The 15,480-nt window shown below is 55.5% G+C and carries 14 protein-coding genes, 1 tRNA gene and 1 riboswitch; of the genes, 12 read left to right on the forward strand and 3 right to left on the reverse strand.

The window, feature by feature from the left end; all coding sequences use genetic code 11:
• The first annotated feature begins 43 nt into the window (after positions 1-43).
• Positions 44-136, forward strand: a riboswitch (SAM riboswitch).
• A 77-nt stretch (positions 137-213) separates the two neighbouring features.
• The 3 genes from BM477_RS05480 to BM477_RS05490 all read left to right on the forward strand — a co-directional run bounded on the left by BM477_RS05480 (position 214) and on the right by BM477_RS05490 (position 2,893).
• Positions 214-1,224 carry a methionine ABC transporter ATP-binding protein gene (locus tag BM477_RS05480; protein WP_084543765.1) on the forward strand — a complete coding sequence of 337 codons (1,011 nt, stop codon included), beginning with the start codon at positions 214-216 and terminating at the stop codon, positions 1,222-1,224.
• Positions 1,221-1,937 (forward strand): methionine ABC transporter permease, encoded by a 717-nt coding sequence (locus tag BM477_RS05485; protein ID WP_075361672.1) that lies wholly within the window; start codon positions 1,221-1,223, stop codon positions 1,935-1,937. The genes BM477_RS05480 and BM477_RS05485 overlap by 4 nt, the downstream gene beginning before the upstream one ends.
• 131 nt (positions 1,938-2,068) lie before the next feature.
• Positions 2,069-2,893 (forward strand): MetQ/NlpA family ABC transporter substrate-binding protein, encoded by an 825-nt coding sequence (locus BM477_RS05490; protein ID WP_075361673.1) that lies wholly within the window; start codon positions 2,069-2,071, stop codon positions 2,891-2,893.
• Between the two features lie 164 nt (positions 2,894-3,057).
• Here the strand turns inward: BM477_RS05490 and upp are convergent, their stop codons facing one another.
• Complete coding sequence (upp, locus tag BM477_RS05495; protein ID WP_075361674.1) at positions 3,058-3,696, reverse strand: uracil phosphoribosyltransferase; 639 nt, start codon at positions 3,694-3,696, stop codon at positions 3,058-3,060.
• 111 nt (positions 3,697-3,807) lie between these two features.
• Here upp and BM477_RS05500 point away from each other — a divergent pair, with 111 nt between their 5' ends.
• Both BM477_RS05500 and BM477_RS05505 read left to right on the forward strand, forming a co-directional pair.
• Positions 3,808-4,287 (forward strand): nucleoside deaminase, encoded by a 480-nt coding sequence (locus tag BM477_RS05500; protein ID WP_075361675.1) that lies wholly within the window; start codon positions 3,808-3,810, stop codon positions 4,285-4,287.
• A 74-nt stretch (positions 4,288-4,361) separates the two neighbouring features.
• Positions 4,362-4,451: transfer RNA gene (locus tag BM477_RS05505), tRNA-Ser, on the forward strand.
• A gap of 65 nt (positions 4,452-4,516) precedes the next feature.
• On the opposite strand, the gene BM477_RS05510 is transcribed toward BM477_RS05505, so the two are convergent.
• Complete coding sequence (locus BM477_RS05510; protein WP_075361676.1) at positions 4,517-4,903, reverse strand: hypothetical protein; 387 nt, start codon at positions 4,901-4,903, stop codon at positions 4,517-4,519.
• A 2-nt stretch (positions 4,904-4,905) separates the two neighbouring features.
• Entirely contained in the window at positions 4,906-5,604 is a 699-nt protein-coding gene (locus tag BM477_RS05515) for a LytR C-terminal domain-containing protein (protein ID WP_075361677.1), read from the reverse strand.
• A 319-nt stretch (positions 5,605-5,923) separates the two neighbouring features.
• On the opposite strand from BM477_RS05515, the gene BM477_RS05520 reads away from it, so the two are divergent.
• The 7 genes from BM477_RS05520 to BM477_RS05550 all read left to right on the forward strand — a co-directional run bounded on the left by BM477_RS05520 (position 5,924) and on the right by BM477_RS05550 (position 15,278).
• The gene (locus tag BM477_RS05520) at positions 5,924-7,522 is read left to right on the forward strand and encodes a peptide ABC transporter substrate-binding protein (RefSeq protein ID WP_075361678.1); all 1,599 of its coding nucleotides are present in this window, start codon (positions 5,924-5,926) and stop codon (positions 7,520-7,522) included.
• 94 nt (positions 7,523-7,616) lie between these two features.
• Positions 7,617-8,543, forward strand: coding sequence for an ABC transporter permease (locus tag BM477_RS05525; RefSeq protein WP_075361679.1), 927 nt, complete (start codon positions 7,617-7,619; stop codon positions 8,541-8,543).
• On the forward strand, positions 8,536-9,498 hold the full coding sequence (locus BM477_RS05530; RefSeq protein WP_075361680.1) for an ABC transporter permease: 963 nt from the start codon (positions 8,536-8,538) through the stop codon (positions 9,496-9,498). Before BM477_RS05525 ends, BM477_RS05530 begins: the two co-directional genes overlap by 8 nt.
• A 24-nt stretch (positions 9,499-9,522) precedes the next feature.
• Entirely contained in the window at positions 9,523-11,241 is a 1,719-nt protein-coding gene (locus BM477_RS05535) for a dipeptide ABC transporter ATP-binding protein (protein WP_245792882.1), read from the forward strand.
• Between the two features lie 76 nt (positions 11,242-11,317).
• Positions 11,318-12,262: a phosphatase PAP2 family protein gene (locus tag BM477_RS05540; RefSeq protein WP_075361681.1), complete on the forward strand. Its 945-nt coding sequence runs from the start codon at positions 11,318-11,320 to the stop codon at positions 12,260-12,262.
• A gap of 302 nt (positions 12,263-12,564) precedes the next feature.
• Positions 12,565-14,448, forward strand: a complete 1,884-nt coding sequence (locus BM477_RS05545; protein ID WP_075361682.1) for a ribonucleoside triphosphate reductase — start codon at positions 12,565-12,567, stop codon at positions 14,446-14,448.
• Complete coding sequence (locus tag BM477_RS05550; RefSeq protein WP_075361683.1) at positions 14,445-15,278, forward strand: anaerobic ribonucleoside-triphosphate reductase activating protein; 834 nt, start codon at positions 14,445-14,447, stop codon at positions 15,276-15,278. Before BM477_RS05545 ends, BM477_RS05550 begins: the two co-directional genes overlap by 4 nt.
• Positions 15,279-15,480: the final 202 nt, after the last annotated feature.

A 15,480-nucleotide genomic window follows, 5' to 3' on the forward strand; every position in this document is an offset into this window, starting at 1 on the left:
CTATTTTGCACTCTCTTTAGATTGTGTTATATTTGCTTTACTTAAACCATCCAGAGCGACGGAGAGACTTGGCTCGTCGAAGTTGCAGCAACCCCCAAATCTTTGGTGCGGGTGCTACCGCCAAGACCGATGGAGGACAGAATGAGTACTACCGGTAACCTCTTTGAGGATACCTCCGAGCAGTCGGAGAAGAATCCGACAAGCGTGCAACCAATGATTGAGTTGCGCGGACTTTCCAAAACCTACCAGAGTGAATCTGGAAGGGTTGTGGATGCCCTCGTTGATGTGAACTTAGAGATTCAGCGCGGTGAAATCCACGGGATCGTTGGCCAGTCCGGTGCCGGTAAGTCTACTCTGATTCGTTGCCTCACCACTTTGGAGTCACCTACTTCCGGTGAAGTAATTGTCAACGGTGAAGACCTTAGTCGACTAGGGCAGTCTGCGCTGAGAAGAGCGCGCCGCAATATCGGCATGGTCTTCCAGCATGCGAACCTGCTTGATGCCCGCACTGTGGAGCAAAATATCGCCTACCCGCTGCGTCTTAACGGCACGCCTGCCGCTGAAACGAAAGCGAGAGTCGCAGAACTATTAGAGTTCGTGGGCCTAACTGAACGCGCCAACTCTTACCCCTCGGAACTGTCAGGTGGACAGAAGCAGCGCGTCGGAATCGCCCGGGCGTTGGCCGACCGTCCGCCGGTGGTGCTCTGCGATGAGCCGACCTCCGCCCTCGATTCTGAAACTACCGGACAAATTCTGCATCTGCTCTCTGATTTGCGAGAACAGTTTGGGGTGACGGTCGTAATCATCACTCACGAAATGAGCGTGGTGCGCGAAATCTGCGATTCGGTAACCTTGTTGGAAGATGGAAAAGTTGCCACTACTGGTCCGTTGGAAGAACTGGTGAAGGATGTGACCAGCCGCCTGACCTGCGATTTGGTGCCTTTCCCCGCTATTTCAGCCCGCGATGTCACTCATGATGCCCACGGTAATGAGAATGCCTTGCTGGATGTGCGGTTTACCTCCAGCCCCGGCAAGCCGACCGGTTCGGCGGTAATGACTTTAGCTTCTTCGCTCTCTGGCGATTTAGCTGCCGGAACTTTCGAAACTTTAGGACGCACCCAGGTGGGTCGTCTCGCTTTAACAGTGCCACGTAGCCAAGTGAAAGCAGCCTTGGCAGCTTTCCACTCCCATAATATCTTCGCTGAGGAGGTGCCCGTAGTATGAGTTCGTATCTACCAGTTTTGGTGACCTCTCTGATGGGCACCGATAATGGCACCTGGTTTGACAATCCGGTGATTCGCTCCGGCTACCTGACTGCGGTTTGGGAAACCGTTGCGAAAGCTGTCAGTTCTACTACTTTGACAATGCTTCTTGGCATCCCCCTCGGGATTGCGCTGGTCGCCACCGGTAAGGATCACCTGTTTCCCTCACGAGGGGTGAACTCAGTGCTCTCCTTCATAGTGAATGTGGGGCGTTCGATTCCTTTCCTGATTTTGGCGGTCGCAATCATGCCCTTCACCCGCTACTTGATTGGGACGACAATCGGCTGGCAGGGCGCGCTAGTGCCGCTTGTAGTGGCAGCCGTTCCCTACTATGCGCGACTGGTGGAGACCGCAATCCTCGGTGTCGAAAAAGGCAAAATCGAGGCCGCCCAAATGATGGGCGCCTCCCGGATGCGGATTCTTTTCGATGTGCTCCTGCGTGAAGCTGCCGCGCCGCTTGTGCAAGCTAGCACGGTTTTGGCGATCACCCTGATCGGTTTCGGTGCCATGGCTGGAGCTCTCAGCGGTGGCGGACTCGGCCAAATGGCCATGAACTACGGCTATAACAGGTACGAACTCGATGTAATGGTTTTGACCGTAGTCGGCATCGTGCTTCTGGTGCAGATTGTGCAGATGGTTGGCGACATGATTAGCCGGAGAGTCGATCACCGTTAAGGAAACGACCTCCGGAGGCTACTTCTAGTCCCTGTCCGTAACTATCTTCTGCAAATTTGGTGCACAAAATTGGCTCAATGCCTGCACCCCAAACTCTTTGATTTTCGAATCTGTAGTGAAAGGAAACTACTATGCGTAAGCTCACTTCTACCCTCGCAATCGTCACCACTGCCGCCGCCCTCACCCTCACGGGTTGCTCTGCCGGCACAGATAATAATGGTGCCGACAGCACCAAGGAAGAAAGCGCCACCTTGATTGTTGCCGCGAATCCCACCCCGCACGCCAAGATTCTGGAGTTCGTGCGCGATAACCTTGCCGAAAAAGAAGGCCTAAAACTAGACATTAAACAGTTCGATGACTATATTGCACCGAACGAAGTCCTACAGGCCAAAGAGGTTGACGTAAACTATTTCCAGACGATCCCTTACCTGAAAGATCAAGCTGAGAAACGCGGCTACGATTTCGTTCCCGGCAAAGGCATCCACCTTGAGCCACTAGCGCTGTACTCGAAGCGGATCACCGACCTGAAAGACTTCCCCGAAGGTGGCCAGCTGGGGATTATTAACGACCCCACCAACCAGACGCGGGCACTGAACCTGCTGGCCCAGGCCGGCTTCGTGGAAGGCCCAGTTCCGGCCGGCGCCACTATCAACACGGTGAAGAAACTGAAAAACTTTGAGTTCGTGGAAGTTGCCGGCCCGCAGCTGGCACGCTCCCTCGAAGACGTGGACGCAGCCGTGATCAACGGTAACTTTGCGCAGGCGGTAGGTTTGGCACCGAAGGATGGTCTGATTGTGGAAGAAACTAAAGACAATCCTGCCTCTAACCTGCTGGTGTGGCGCAACGGTGACCAGAACCCCAATATTCAGAAGCTGGAAAAGCTCCTGCACTCTGATGAGGTGCGCGACTACATCCAGAAGACCTGGGCTGACGGTGCAGTGCTACCGTCCTTCTAAGGTGGAAAGCGCCCTCGGCCGCGGACTTAACTGACCGGTCGGCTGGCGGGCCGACCCCGCCCTCGTCCTCGGCCTGACGCGAAGCGCATCACCCGGGATGGGCACATAAACTTTCCCCCTCGTCTAAAACTAGGCGAGGGGGGAAACTATGTTTCGGGAAGCTCTTAGTCGACGATACCGTAGAGGCGGTCGCCCGCGTCACCCAAGCCGGGCACAATGTAGGAAGCTTCGTTGAGGCGCTCATCCACGGCGGCAACTACGACGGTCACGTTCGCGCGGTCACCAATGGACTCTTCCAGGGTCTTCAGGCCTTCTGGAGCGGCCAGCAGGCAGACACAAGTCACATCCGAGGCGCCCTTTTCCAGCAGGAAGTTGGTGGCATCCACCAGGGTGTGGCCAGTTGCCAGCATCGGATCGACTACGAAGCACTGACGGCCGGACAGGTCCTCCGGCAAACGGTTCGCGTAGGTGTCAATCTCGAGGGTCTGCTCATCACGCTTCATGCCGAGGAAGCCAACTTCCGCGGTCGGCAGCAGACGCATCAGACCTTCCAGCATGCCTAGTCCGGCGCGTAGGATCGGGACCACAATGGGGCGCGGCTCAGTGAGCTGGCGTCCCTGAGTGGCCTGCACCGGGGTGACAATATCAACGGTTTCCACGCTGATTTCCCGGGTAGCTTCGTAGGCGAGCAAGGTAACTAGTTCGTCAACGAGTTGACGGAAAACGGCGGAAGGGGTTTCCTGCCGGCGCAAGGTGGTGAGCTTGTGGTCAACCAGGGGATGTTTTACTTCAATTAATCGCATACCACTACCGTAACGCCTAGAAGCGAGTTTTGGAGTGATTTATTCGATATTCCTACCCCTATCGGGGGCGGTGAAATCGAACACAGTCCGTACTTTAGGTATGGTGTAGGCATGAATCTGCAAGATCGGCGTATCAATGACGCCATGACTGAGGCCCTGCAACTGGCGGAGCAGGCCGCTGCCGCCGGCGATATCCCGGTTGGGGCCGTGGTTTTAGATAGCGCGGGTGAAGTGGTGGCGCGCGGGTGGAATACGCGTGAGGCCGAGGGGGATCCGGTCGGCCATGCGGAAGTGAATGCCCTACGTGCGGCCAGTAAAACCGCGGGAAGCTGGCATTTGGAGGATTACACTCTGGTCGTTACTTTGGAGCCTTGCACGATGTGCGCGGGGGCGCTGGTCAGTGCCCGAATCGGTGGGGTGGTATTCGGTGCATGGGATGAGAAAGCTGGCGCTGCCGGGTCGGTCCGGGACGTGTTGCGGGACAGCCGTTTGAATCATATGCCGCAGGTGCGTGGCGGCGTGATGGAGGCTGAGTGTAGTGACCAGCTTCGCAAATACTTCCAAGAAAAGCGTCTCGACCGCGGCGTGTGAGCTGTTTTCGGCCCGAATTGGGCCGGTGGTGCGGTTGCGCTGGATGCCTGCACTGAATTACCATGTATCGCACAGGAAGCGTGTCCGAGCGGCCGAAGGTGCAACACTCGAAATGTTGTGAGGTGTCACAGCCTCCGGGGGTTCAAATCCCTCCGCTTCCGCCAATGAACGTGCCAGAGATTAGAGATTGTCTCTGGCACGTTTTTATTTTGCGCTCTGCGGTACGGTTCTAAATCTGTAGGACGGAGAAGCTATACAGGAGTATCCCGGTAATCAGTTGCAGGGCGAGGAAAGCGCCTGAAACCACTATGACACCCAGAGCCTCACCCCGCCTAACTCCTTGCCGCCCGGCCCAGTTGAAGTAACCGGCTAGACCCAAAATGAGGGAGAGCAGGGCAACAAAGGGGACTACTGCCCCGACGTAGGCGAAACCTAAAGCAACGGAAACAATCCTGTTTTTTGGAGGTTTTGCGGCATGGTAGAGAAAAGTCTGTGTTGCCGTAGACGGATCAGACGGGAATTTGGCGGGGAACTCGAAGTTGGGGTCGTAAGAGAGCGTGGTGGGAGGAATCTCCACCGGTTCTAAACCCGAACTGGGGTTGGTCTGCGTTTTCACGATTAGCCGGCCTGCTCAGGAGTGGGAGGAGTTCCTTCGGGGGAAGATGGAGTCCCCTCATTAGTGTCAGCGCCGGACAGCAGGTTTTGTAGCTCATTTTTCACGAAAATGCTGTCCACCGGAACGCATTCTGCGGGGCTGTTCAAGAAGCGGTCGGGGTCGTATCCTTCGTAGGCTTCCTTTTCCACTATCTGATCGTAGTCATCGCCCAGCAGTAGCGATAGTTGCCGGGGATGCTTCGGGTCTGTGCGAACCAAAACTACGACTGAGTTCGGAATCATTTCAGCCAGAGTGTAGGCTTCCTGCAAGGAATGGACCGAGGTGCGAATCTCTGCGGCTCCCGTAACTGTCACGGAGCTGTTGGATACGGTTGCGACGGTGATTTTGCGTTCTTTCAGCTGCTTTGCGACCGTGCCCGCTAAGCCACTTTGCTCTGTCGTGTTGTAGACATTTACGGTGAGCTTGTCTAGTTCAACCGGGTTGGTTGTGTCGGGCAGACAGGGGGTCGTGAAATAGGTGGGAGTGATCGGCCCGTGCTTAAACGCGGGATTGAAGGGTGCTTTAATCGTGTTGGTAGCAAACAGGATTCCGCTAAGTAAGATGACTAACAGTGCGATAAACAGTACCAGGAAAGTGGTTGCGCGTCGTCGCGCGAGGGCTTCACGGTACTGTTCACGGGGGTTCTGATTTGCTGTGCTCACAGTTAATAAGGTACTTGATTTTGGCAGGTTTCTGCACGTTATTTCCAGCTTTCGACCCTGATTTACGCTAAATCACGTTTGGGGACGAGGGGGAGGGTTTAAAAATCCCCTGTTGGAGAGTAAATCTACATTACATTTTATTACCGATTTTTCAATAGGTTATAGAAATGTAAAAGGAAAATTAATTGCTATTTTTAAGCAGATTCGTGATAAATGTTGCAATTAGGTAACTGCCTTGCGTTTAAGGGTAAAGAAATAGTAATGTGTACTTATTGTTGTTATGCGAATACTTACTTCGCGAATACCCTGGAGGGGACACATGAACAAGAAATTTACAGCTTTGGCTGCACTCAGCATGGCAGGCGCACTCGTCCTAGCTGGCTGCTCTAACGCGGCCGATAGTGGAAATGCTGGCAACTCCGCAGAGGGTGGCGGCACAAACTATATAATCGGTTACGGCTCAGAACCAGAAAGCCCGCTATTGCCAGGTGACACCAACGAAACGGGTGGCGGCAGGATTCTTACGATGATCGGTTCCAGCCTCTTTTACTATGACGCTGATGGTGTCACTCATCCCGACCTTGCTGAGTCTGTGACCAGCGATGACAGCCAAGTTTACACCGTCGTCTTGAAGAAGGGGCAGAAGTTCTCTGACGGCACCGAAGTTAAGGCTGAAAACTTCACTAAGGCATGGAACTATGCGGTTAAGGAAAGCCTAAAGCAGGCTTCCTTCTTCTCCTCAATTAAGGGTTTCGAGGAGGGTAAAGAAATGGAAGGCCTTGAAGTTGTCGATGACTACACCTTCAAAGTAACCCTTGCTCAGCCGGAAGCTGACTGGCCCTTGCGCCTTGGTTACTCTGCTTACCAGCCCATGGCTGACTCCGCTTTCACTGACATTAAGGCTTACGGTGAGAATCCTCCCGCCTCCGGCCCCTATAAGGTCAGCAAGTGGAACCATAATGAAGATATTCTGCTAGTTCCGAATGAGACCTACACTGGCCCGCGTAAGCCCATGAATGATGGCGTCAAGCTCAAGTTCTACCCCGAACTTCCCGCCGCCTACACTGACTTGATTGCAGATAACTTGGATGTCCTGGATGCTATTCCTGATATCGCGCTGACCACCTTCAAAACCGAACTTGGTGATCGTGCTGTCAACAAGCCCTCTGCATTGTTCTACTCTTTCACTATTGACACTGATGAGAAACATTTCGCAGGTGAAGAAGGTAAGCTGCGTCGTCAGGCTATCTCCATGGCGATTAACCGTCCCGAAATCACCGAAAAGATTTTCAACAACGTTAAGAGCCCCGCTAAGGACTTCACTGCTCCCGTGCTCCAAGGCTACTCCGACAGTATTAAGGGTTCCGAAGTTCTCGCCTACAATCCTGACAAGGCGAAGGAACTCTGGGCTCAAGCTAACGCCATTAGCCCTTGGGAAGGCCAGTTTAAGTTGGCTTACAACTCAGACGGTGGACACCAGAGCTGGGTTGACGCAGTAGCAAACTCCATCAAGAACACCCTTGAAATTGACGCAGTAGGCGAAGCCTACCCCGATTTCAAATCTCTCCGGACCAAGGTTTCGAAACACGAGATGGAAACCGCCTACCGGACCGGCTGGTTGGCTGACTACCCCTCGCAGTACAACTTCCTTGCACCCATCTATGCGACCGGTGGTTCTTCAAACGATGGCAACTACTCTAACCCTGAGTTTGACAAACTGCTTAAGGAAGGTCTGGCCGCCAAGAACGTAGAAGACGCCCTCGCGAAATTCACGCAGGCACAGGAAATCCTCATGCAGGATTTGCCCGCCATTCCGCTATGGTATTCCAACTCAACTGGTGGCTACTCCACCAAGGTCCAGAACGTGACCGTAGGTTGGGACTCCAATCCGCTGTACTACCAGATTACTAAGAAGTAGAGCATAGACCGGCGCCCACCTATTCATAGGTGGGCGCCGTCACGCATATAAATCTTAAAACCTACCTTATCCACAACGTTTAAAGGAATCCCTTATGCTGCGATACACAGGAAGACGTCTGTTACAGATGATTCCGGTATTTTTTGGGGCTACGCTACTGATTTATGCGCTAGTTTTCTTAATGCCGGGCGATCCGGTGGTTGCCCTCGGTGGAGACAAATCTCTTCCCCCCGAAGCAATCGCCCGAATTCGAGCAGAATACAACCTTGATCGACCCTTTATTGTCCAGTACCTACTTTACTTGAAGGGCATCATAACCCTCGACTTTGGTACTACTTTCTCCGGCCAGCCGGTGAGTGCGGTGATGGCACACGCCTTCCCCGTCACCATCCGGCTCGCCTTCATGGCCCTCGGTTTCGAAGCTATCTTCGGGATCATCTTCGGTCTCTACGCTGGCCTCCGTCGCGGCGGAATCTTTGACTCTACTGTCCTAGTGGTGTCGATGGCAATCATCTCCATTCCCACCTTTGTAATCGGTTTCCTGATGCAATTCTTTATCGGTGTGAAATGGGGACTTCTTCCAGTCACCGTAAGTTCAGGTGAATCATTTGAAGCCTTGATTATGCCGGCAATAGTGCTAGGAGCAGTCTCCTTCGCCTACGTCCTCCGACTCACCCGCCAGTCCGTCAGTGAAAACATGGATGCAGACTATGTTTCCACCGCCCGCGCGAAAGGCCTTGGACGTTCCAAAGTGCTCTCCCGGCACGTCCTGCGCAACTCCCTTATCCCCGTAGTCACCTTCCTCGGTGCAGACCTGGGTGCTCTCATGGGTGGTGCCATCGTGACTGAGGGTATCTTTGCCATTAACGGTGTCGGCGGAACCATGTACAAAGCCATTATTAAAGGCGAGGCTGCTACTATTGTCTCCTTTACGACCGTCCTGATTCTGGTTTACATTGTCGCCAACCTCTTGGTCGACCTGCTCTATGCTGCTCTAGACCCAAGGATTCGCTATGTCTAATACTCCCCGTACAGCGGTTATTTTAGCCGGCCAAGAACGTTATGTTTCTGATGTTGATGAAACCGGTCTAGGTGCCGTAGATGCTGTCTCAGACAGTAGTGCGCCCTCGTCCATGTGGGGTGAGGCGTGGAAGAATCTGCGGATTCGTCCACTCTTCTGGATTGCTGCCGCCATCATGGTATTCATGTTCCTGCTGGCACTATTCCCCAGCTTGTTTACCTCCCAAGATCCGCGATTCTGTGAACTCTCCAACAGTCTAAAACCGCCGTCCTCCGGTCACTTTTTCGGATATGACCGGCAAGGGTGTGACGTGTTCTCCCGTGTCGTCTACGGCACCCGAGCCTCCCTCTCCGTAGGCGTTCTAGCTACTTTCCTCTCCGTGGTTGTGGGTGCCACAATCGGCGCCCTAGCAGGCTTCCTTGGCGGCTGGTTTGATACCATTCTCTCCCGAATCACCGACATTTTCTTCGCCATCCCCTTCGTACTGGCAGCCATCGTCGCCATGCAAATGTTCAAAGAGAACCGTGACGTCTTCCTGCTGGCGGTAGTGCTGGCAGCCTTCGGATGGACCCAAATTGCCCGCATCACCCGCGGCGCAGTGCTCTCCACCAAGAACGAAGAATTCGTGACCGCCTCCATTGCCGTTGGTAAATCAAAGATGCGGACCCTCATCACGCATATCGTGCCGAATGCTCTGGCCCCCATCATCGTGTACGCCACGGTGGCCCTCGGTGCCTTCATTGTTTCTGAAGCCACCCTGTCCTTCCTAGGCATCGGCCTGCCGCCAGAAGTAGTCTCTTGGGGTGGCGATATTTCTCGCGCCCAAGCCAGCTTGCGTTCACAGCCGACCCTGTTGTTCTATCCAGCTGGCGCTCTAGCGCTAACCGTGCTGGCGTTCACCATGATGGGTGACGTGGTGCGTGACGCCCTAGACCCGAAAGCCCGGAAGAGGTAACCGATGACTATGGAAGAAACTTCGATGCAAAATCAAGACCTGGCAAGTAACGCCAGTGCGGAATCCCCGGACGTGAACGCTCCCGAACCCTTGCTGACGATTCGTGACCTTGACATTGAGTTCACCTCCTCCACCGGTGTTGTGCCGGCGGTACGGAAAGCGAACCTGACCATCTACCCCGGCCAGACGGTCGCAATCGTGGGTGAGTCCGGTTCCGGTAAATCCACCACTGCTGCCGCTGTGAACGGGCTCCTGCCCGGCACCGGCAAGGTTGTCGGCGGCCAGATTATTTTCGATGGCCGCGACATCACTCACTGCACCGAAAAAGAGTTCGTTGAACTCCGTGGTAGCCAGATTGGTAAGGTCCCGCAGGACCCGATGTCCAACCTGAACCCAGTGTGGCGAATTGGCACCCAGGTGAAAGAAGCTCTTAAGGCTAATAACGTGAGCGTTGAAGGCCTCAGCCAAGACGAACTGGTCGCGCAACTACTGGAAGAGGCAGGCCTGCCTGACGCGAAACGACGCGCCAAGCAGTACCCGCACGAATTCTCCGGCGGTATGCGTCAGCGCGCGCTCATCGCTATCGGTATGGCGGCAAACCCCAAACTACTGATCGCGGATGAACCTACCTCGGCGCTGGATGTGACCGTACAGCGCACCATTTTGGACCACCTTGCGGGTCTCACCAAGGAACACGGCACCGCGGTACTGTTCATCACCCACGACCTCGGCCTCGCTGCGGAGAGAGCTGAACAGCTAGTGGTAATGCACCGTGGCCGCGTTGTGGAATCTGGCCCTGCGCTGGATATTCTGCGCGATCCGCAGCACCCCTATACTAAGCGTCTGGTCGACGCGGCGCCTTCATTGGCTTCGCAACGCATCCAGTCCGCTCATGCGCAGGGTATTGCGGTTGCCGAGGATGAGCTCCTCGGGGCTCGCCTCGGGCATGAGTCCCGTGAAAATATTGTGGAAATTAAGCATCTTTCCAAGATCTTCGATATTCGCGGCGCAAAGGGTGAAGCGAAGAAACTGAAGGCCGTCGATGACGTCTCCTTCAACCTCCGTCGCGGTACCACTCTTGCGGTGGTAGGAGAATCGGGTTCCGGTAAATCCACTGTGGCGAATATGGTGCTGGGCCTGCTTAAGCCGACCAGCGGCAATATCTTCTTCAACGGTCAAGAAATCTCCGGGATGAGTAACCGTGAGCTATTCGATATGCGCCGACAGATGCAGGTGGTGTTCCAGAATCCTTACGGTTCGCTGGATCCCATGTACTCCATCTTCAAGTGCATTGAAGAGCCGTTGGCTGTACACAAGGTTGGAAATAAGAAGGAACGCGAAGAGCGCGTCGCTGAGCTGCTGGAGAAGGTAGCTTTGCCGGCCTCCGCCATGCGTCGCTATCCAAACGAACTCTCTGGCGGTCAGCGTCAGCGGGTGGCGATTGCGCGTGCCTTAGCTTTGCAACCTGAACTAATCGTTCTGGACGAGGCAGTTTCCGCGCTAGACGTGCTGGTGCAGGACCAAATCTTAGAGATCTTGAATGATCTGCAAGCCACCATGGGCCTGACCTACCTGTTCATCACCCACGACCTAGCGGTAGTTCGCCAGATCGCGGATGATGTCGTGGTTATGGAACAGGGCAAGCTGGTGGAAGCCAGTCCTGCTGATGATCTGTTCGATAACCCGCAGCAGGAATACACGCGTCAGCTGATTGAAGCTGTGCCTGGTGCAGGACTCCTCTAAAGTAGAGTTTTCCCAAGAATTCACAAGGCGGGGCGGGTGACATTAAACACCCGCCCCGCCTTGCTATACTTAAGTTATGTCACAACTAGCTGAAACCTTGTCAGGTGGCCGCCCTCAGCGGATTTCAGCTGCCGGACGCGGCCCGGGACGCCAGGCATACTGGACTCTTTACCTGGCCCGCTTTGGGAAGGCCCTGCTGGGAATCTGTGGTACCTCCGTGATTTGGATGCTGGCCGTCACCACAGAACTGGGGCAAATCGTCGATAACTTTATGATGGAGGCACTTGCCCCCTGGAGTGACGGCCTAGGTGGCATCGACCAGATTGTGCTCTGGCTAGTGGGTGAAACCATGATTATTGCGGTGGGGATTCTTAGCTTCGCTATCGTCGGTTGGCGACGCCGCTGGATGCTGGGATGGCGCTCCTTAGCGGCCCTGCTACTCACCGTCATCACCGTACAGATTCTCAAACGAGACATCTTGACGCGGCCCGACCTTGGAATCACCTACGACTTGCCTAACTCCTTCCCTTCAGGCCATACTGCGGGAGCGGTCGCCGTTGCTGTCGCACTAATTATTGCGGTGTCACCATATTGGCGGGCAGATTTTGCGCTAGCCGGGGGAGCTTGGGTGAGCCTAGTCGGCATCGCGACTGTTATCAACTCCTGGCACCGTCCCTCCGACGTAATCGCCGCCATCATTATCGCGGGTACCTTCGCTCTGCTATTCACCCCAATCGAAGTTTCACGCCGACCCCAAAGCCGCAAAGCGAACCGCATCATGAGACTCCTCGGAGTAGGCGGCTGGCTACTTCTAGTGGTAGGCGTGTTAGCAACCCTCGTCTTGACTTATCGGCTGGCATACTCCATCCCAGCGGTAACCAGTCAACACTTAGTGGCTTGGATGGAAAACTATGCGCAAGTCGCACTAGTAGAGCGGAGCCTAGCGCAGATCGGGGTGGTCTCGGCTACCAGCGGGACTTGCTTCTTAGTGTTGCGGGCAATCGTCAAGCTAGCCCGTTAAGTTGGGACTTCAGTCCCTGTGTTGCACTAGATATAGTGTTTTTCTGGGCGACACACCCCTATATAGTGTGTTTTGCTAAAATAATTTGTAATCATAGATGATGTCGCCGCAAACGCGGAAAGAACGCTTTACAACACAGATGTAACCCGTTTTAGACTGCTTGGTGACATGCGTGACTGGCTACGCAGCTTTGCAATCCAGCCCAACCGAAACCCCTAACACAGGTTGGATGCGGGCGCCTGCACCCCCAGTTGTGGTCAGTCACGTCAAAGCTAAAAACAGAACCAATAAGGAGCACCAAAATGACCGCCCCCGAACACGATGCCACTTCTATGTCAGCGCCGACTCAGGAGAAGGTAACAGTAGATGCCATCACGACGATTGACGAATACCTCAATCAGTCTGACTGGCGTGTCAACGCGAACGCGAACCAGGGATACAGCCTGGGCGGTCTGATGCTCAACACCTCCGGCAAAATGGTCGCCAACTACTGGCTGTCCAAGGTCTACCCGAAGGCCGCCGGCCTCGCCCACCGCAACGGCGACATTCACATTCACGACCTTGACATGTTCGCCGGCTACTGTGCAGGCTGGTCCTTGAAAGACCTGCTACAGCAAGGCTTCAACGGCGTGCGCGGCGCCATTGCGTCCGGGCCCGCTAAGCATTTCTCCTCCGCTTGCGGGCAGATAGTGAACTTCCTCGGCACCCTCCAAAACGAATGGGCGGGAGCTCAGGCTTTCTCCAGCTTTGACACCTACATGGCTCCCTTCGTGCGCCTAGACAAGATGACCTACGAGGACGTCTACCAGAACATGCAGGAACTCATCTACAACCTGAATGTTCCTTCCCGCTGGGGCACCCAGACCCCGTTCACCAACCTGACTTTCGACTGGACCTGCCCGAAAGACCTGGCAGAGCAGCAGCCGCTAATCGGCGGGGAAATCTGTGACTTCACCTACGGTGAGCTGCAGGAAGAAATGGACATGATTAACCGCGCCTTCATGGAAGTCATGACCGCCGGTGACATGGACGGGCGCGTCTTCACCTTCCCGATCCCGACCTACAACATCACCAAGGATTTCGATTGGGACAGCCCCAACTCTGACCGCCTGTTCGAGATGACCGCAAAGTACGGCCTGCCCTACTTCCAGAACTTCATTAACTCTGAGCTGGACCCCGGCATGATCCGCTCCATGTGCTGCCGCCTGCAGCTGGACCTGCGTGAACTCCTCAAGCGCGGCAACGGCCTGTTCGGTTCCGCGGAGCAGACCGGCTCCGTCGGCGTGGTCACCATCAACATGGCCCGCCTCGGCTACCTGCATGCCGGTGACGAGGAAGGCCTAGTGAAGCGCCTCGATGAGCTCTTGGACATCGCTAAGACCACACTAGAGCTCAAACGTGAAGTGATCGGCCGCCACATTGACGCCGGCCTGTTCCCGTACACCAAGCGTTACCTAGGCACCCTCGACAATCACTTCTCCACCATCGGTGTGAACGGCATGAACGAAATGGTTCGCAACTTCACCCTCGATGAGCACGACCTGACCGACGAGTATGGCCACCAGATGTGTGTCCGTCTGCTGGACCGTGTCCGCGAAAAGATGGTCGAATTCCAGGAGGAAACCGGCCACCTCTACAACCTGGAGGCCACCCCGGCGGAAGGCACCACCTACCGTTTCGCGAAGGAAGACAAGGCCCGCTTCCCCGGCATCATCCAGGCCGGCACCGACGAGAACCCGTACTACACGAACTCTTCTCAGATTCCGGTCGGCTACACCGATGACCCGTTCCTGGTGCAGGAAATGCAGGAAGAGCTGCAGACCAAGTACACCGGCGGCACCGTCATTCACCTGTACATGAATGAGCGCGTCTCCTCCGCTGAGGCTTGCAAGCAGCTGATCCGCCGCAGCCTGACCGCTTTCCGTTCCCCGTACGTGACCATCACACCAACCTTCTCTATCTGCCCGACCCACGGCTACCTGCAAGGTGAGCACAAGACCTGTGAGAAGTGCGCCGCCGCGAACCCGTCCGCCGAGCCGGTCGAGTGCGAGGTTTGGACCCGCGTCATGGGCTACTTCCGTCCCGTTCACAGCTTCAACGTGGGCAAGCGCGGCGAGTACGCTGAGCGCACCATGTTCACTGAGGAAGCCGCCGCTAAGCACGGCAAGGTACTGTCGCGACTATGAGCACGGTAGCGCAGGGGCTGCGGGCTGGACTGGGCCAGAATGGCTCAGTCCTGGCGGCTGCGATTGAGGCCGAGGGGTCGCCAGCTCCGAAGCACACTGCGCAGAGCCTAGCGATTGCCGGGCTGGTTCCACTGTCCACAGTGGACTGGCCCGGCCGCCTGGTCGCCACCCTGTTCCTTCAGGGTTGTCCCTGGTCATGCGTGTACTGCCACAATGAGGCACTCATCGACACTCGCACGCCGGGTGAAGTGGACTGGATTGATGTTCAGCAGCTGCTGGAACGCCGGAAGGGTCTACTGGACGGCGTGGTCTTCACCGGTGGGGAGGCCTGCCGGCAGGGCGCCAGCCTTGCTGACGCGGCGCGCTGGGTGAAGCAGCAGGGGTTCAAGGTTGGTTTGCACACTGCGGGGGCGTTCCCGATGGTGTTGCAACGTCTGCTTGATGAGGATCTCATCGACTGGGTGGGCTTAGACATTAAAGCCCTCCGGCAGGATTACTTTCAGGTCGTGCAACGCGGGGGTGCGGGAGAGCGAGCTTGGCAGACTTTGGATTTGCTGGTGGCTTCCGGTGTGGATCACGAGATTCGGTTAACTACCTTCCCAGCTTTCCCGCGCACTGAAGCGCAAATTGCCAGCCAAGTAGCCGACGCTGGGGCGAAAGTTTTTGCCCTGCAGCAGGCGCGGCCCCTGGGGACTCCGGCGGCTTTTGCTGCACAATTGGAGGCTTATGGAAAAGCCGCTTGGGATGAGCAGTTCCGGCAGATTGCGGAGCAGGTTAAAGCAGAATGCGGTGAGCGTTTCCAGCAGCTCATCATCCGCGCTGACGACTAAGCCCCGCCGGCCGTGCCTTGTCGTCTGTTTCTTACCTGGCCTGCTTTCTGTTTTTTACCTGGCCTGCTTTCTGTTCTTATCCACACCTTCCACCAGTTCTGTAGCTTTCCATCCTTCTCTCTCCGCCTACCCGGGTTGGGTATGACTTTTGGTTGGATTTGGTTTGGGAATGCGTTGTTTTTGGTGTAAACCCATACCGAAG

This window comes from Boudabousia marimammalium (assembly GCF_001936115.1).
Taxonomy (GTDB): Bacteria; Actinomycetota; Actinomycetes; order Actinomycetales; family Actinomycetaceae; genus Boudabousia; species Boudabousia marimammalium.

What these genes read in the sequence shown, in the direction of transcription:
- BM477_RS05480 (WP_084543765.1), top strand. Translation starts at nt 214, where the DNA reads ATGATTGAGTTGCGCGGACTTTCCAAAACCTACCAGAGTGAATCTGGA.
- BM477_RS05485 (WP_075361672.1), top strand. Translation starts at nt 1,221, where the DNA reads ATGAGTTCGTATCTACCAGTTTTGGTGACCTCTCTGATGGGCACCGAT.
- BM477_RS05490 (WP_075361673.1), top strand. Translation starts at nt 2,069, where the DNA reads ATGCGTAAGCTCACTTCTACCCTCGCAATCGTCACCACTGCCGCCGCC.
- upp (WP_075361674.1), bottom strand. Translation starts at nt 3,696, where the DNA reads ATGCGATTAATTGAAGTAAAACATCCCCTGGTTGACCACAAGCTCACC.
- BM477_RS05500 (WP_075361675.1), top strand. Translation starts at nt 3,808, where the DNA reads ATGAATCTGCAAGATCGGCGTATCAATGACGCCATGACTGAGGCCCTG.
- BM477_RS05520 (WP_075361678.1), top strand. Translation starts at nt 5,924, where the DNA reads ATGAACAAGAAATTTACAGCTTTGGCTGCACTCAGCATGGCAGGCGCA.
- BM477_RS05525 (WP_075361679.1), top strand. Translation starts at nt 7,617, where the DNA reads ATGCTGCGATACACAGGAAGACGTCTGTTACAGATGATTCCGGTATTT.
- BM477_RS05530 (WP_075361680.1), top strand. Translation starts at nt 8,536, where the DNA reads ATGTCTAATACTCCCCGTACAGCGGTTATTTTAGCCGGCCAAGAACGT.
- BM477_RS05535 (WP_245792882.1), top strand. Translation starts at nt 9,523, where the DNA reads ATGCAAAATCAAGACCTGGCAAGTAACGCCAGTGCGGAATCCCCGGAC.
- BM477_RS05540 (WP_075361681.1), top strand. Translation starts at nt 11,318, where the DNA reads ATGTCACAACTAGCTGAAACCTTGTCAGGTGGCCGCCCTCAGCGGATT.
- BM477_RS05545 (WP_075361682.1), top strand. Translation starts at nt 12,565, where the DNA reads ATGACCGCCCCCGAACACGATGCCACTTCTATGTCAGCGCCGACTCAG.
- BM477_RS05550 (WP_075361683.1), top strand. Translation starts at nt 14,445, where the DNA reads ATGAGCACGGTAGCGCAGGGGCTGCGGGCTGGACTGGGCCAGAATGGC.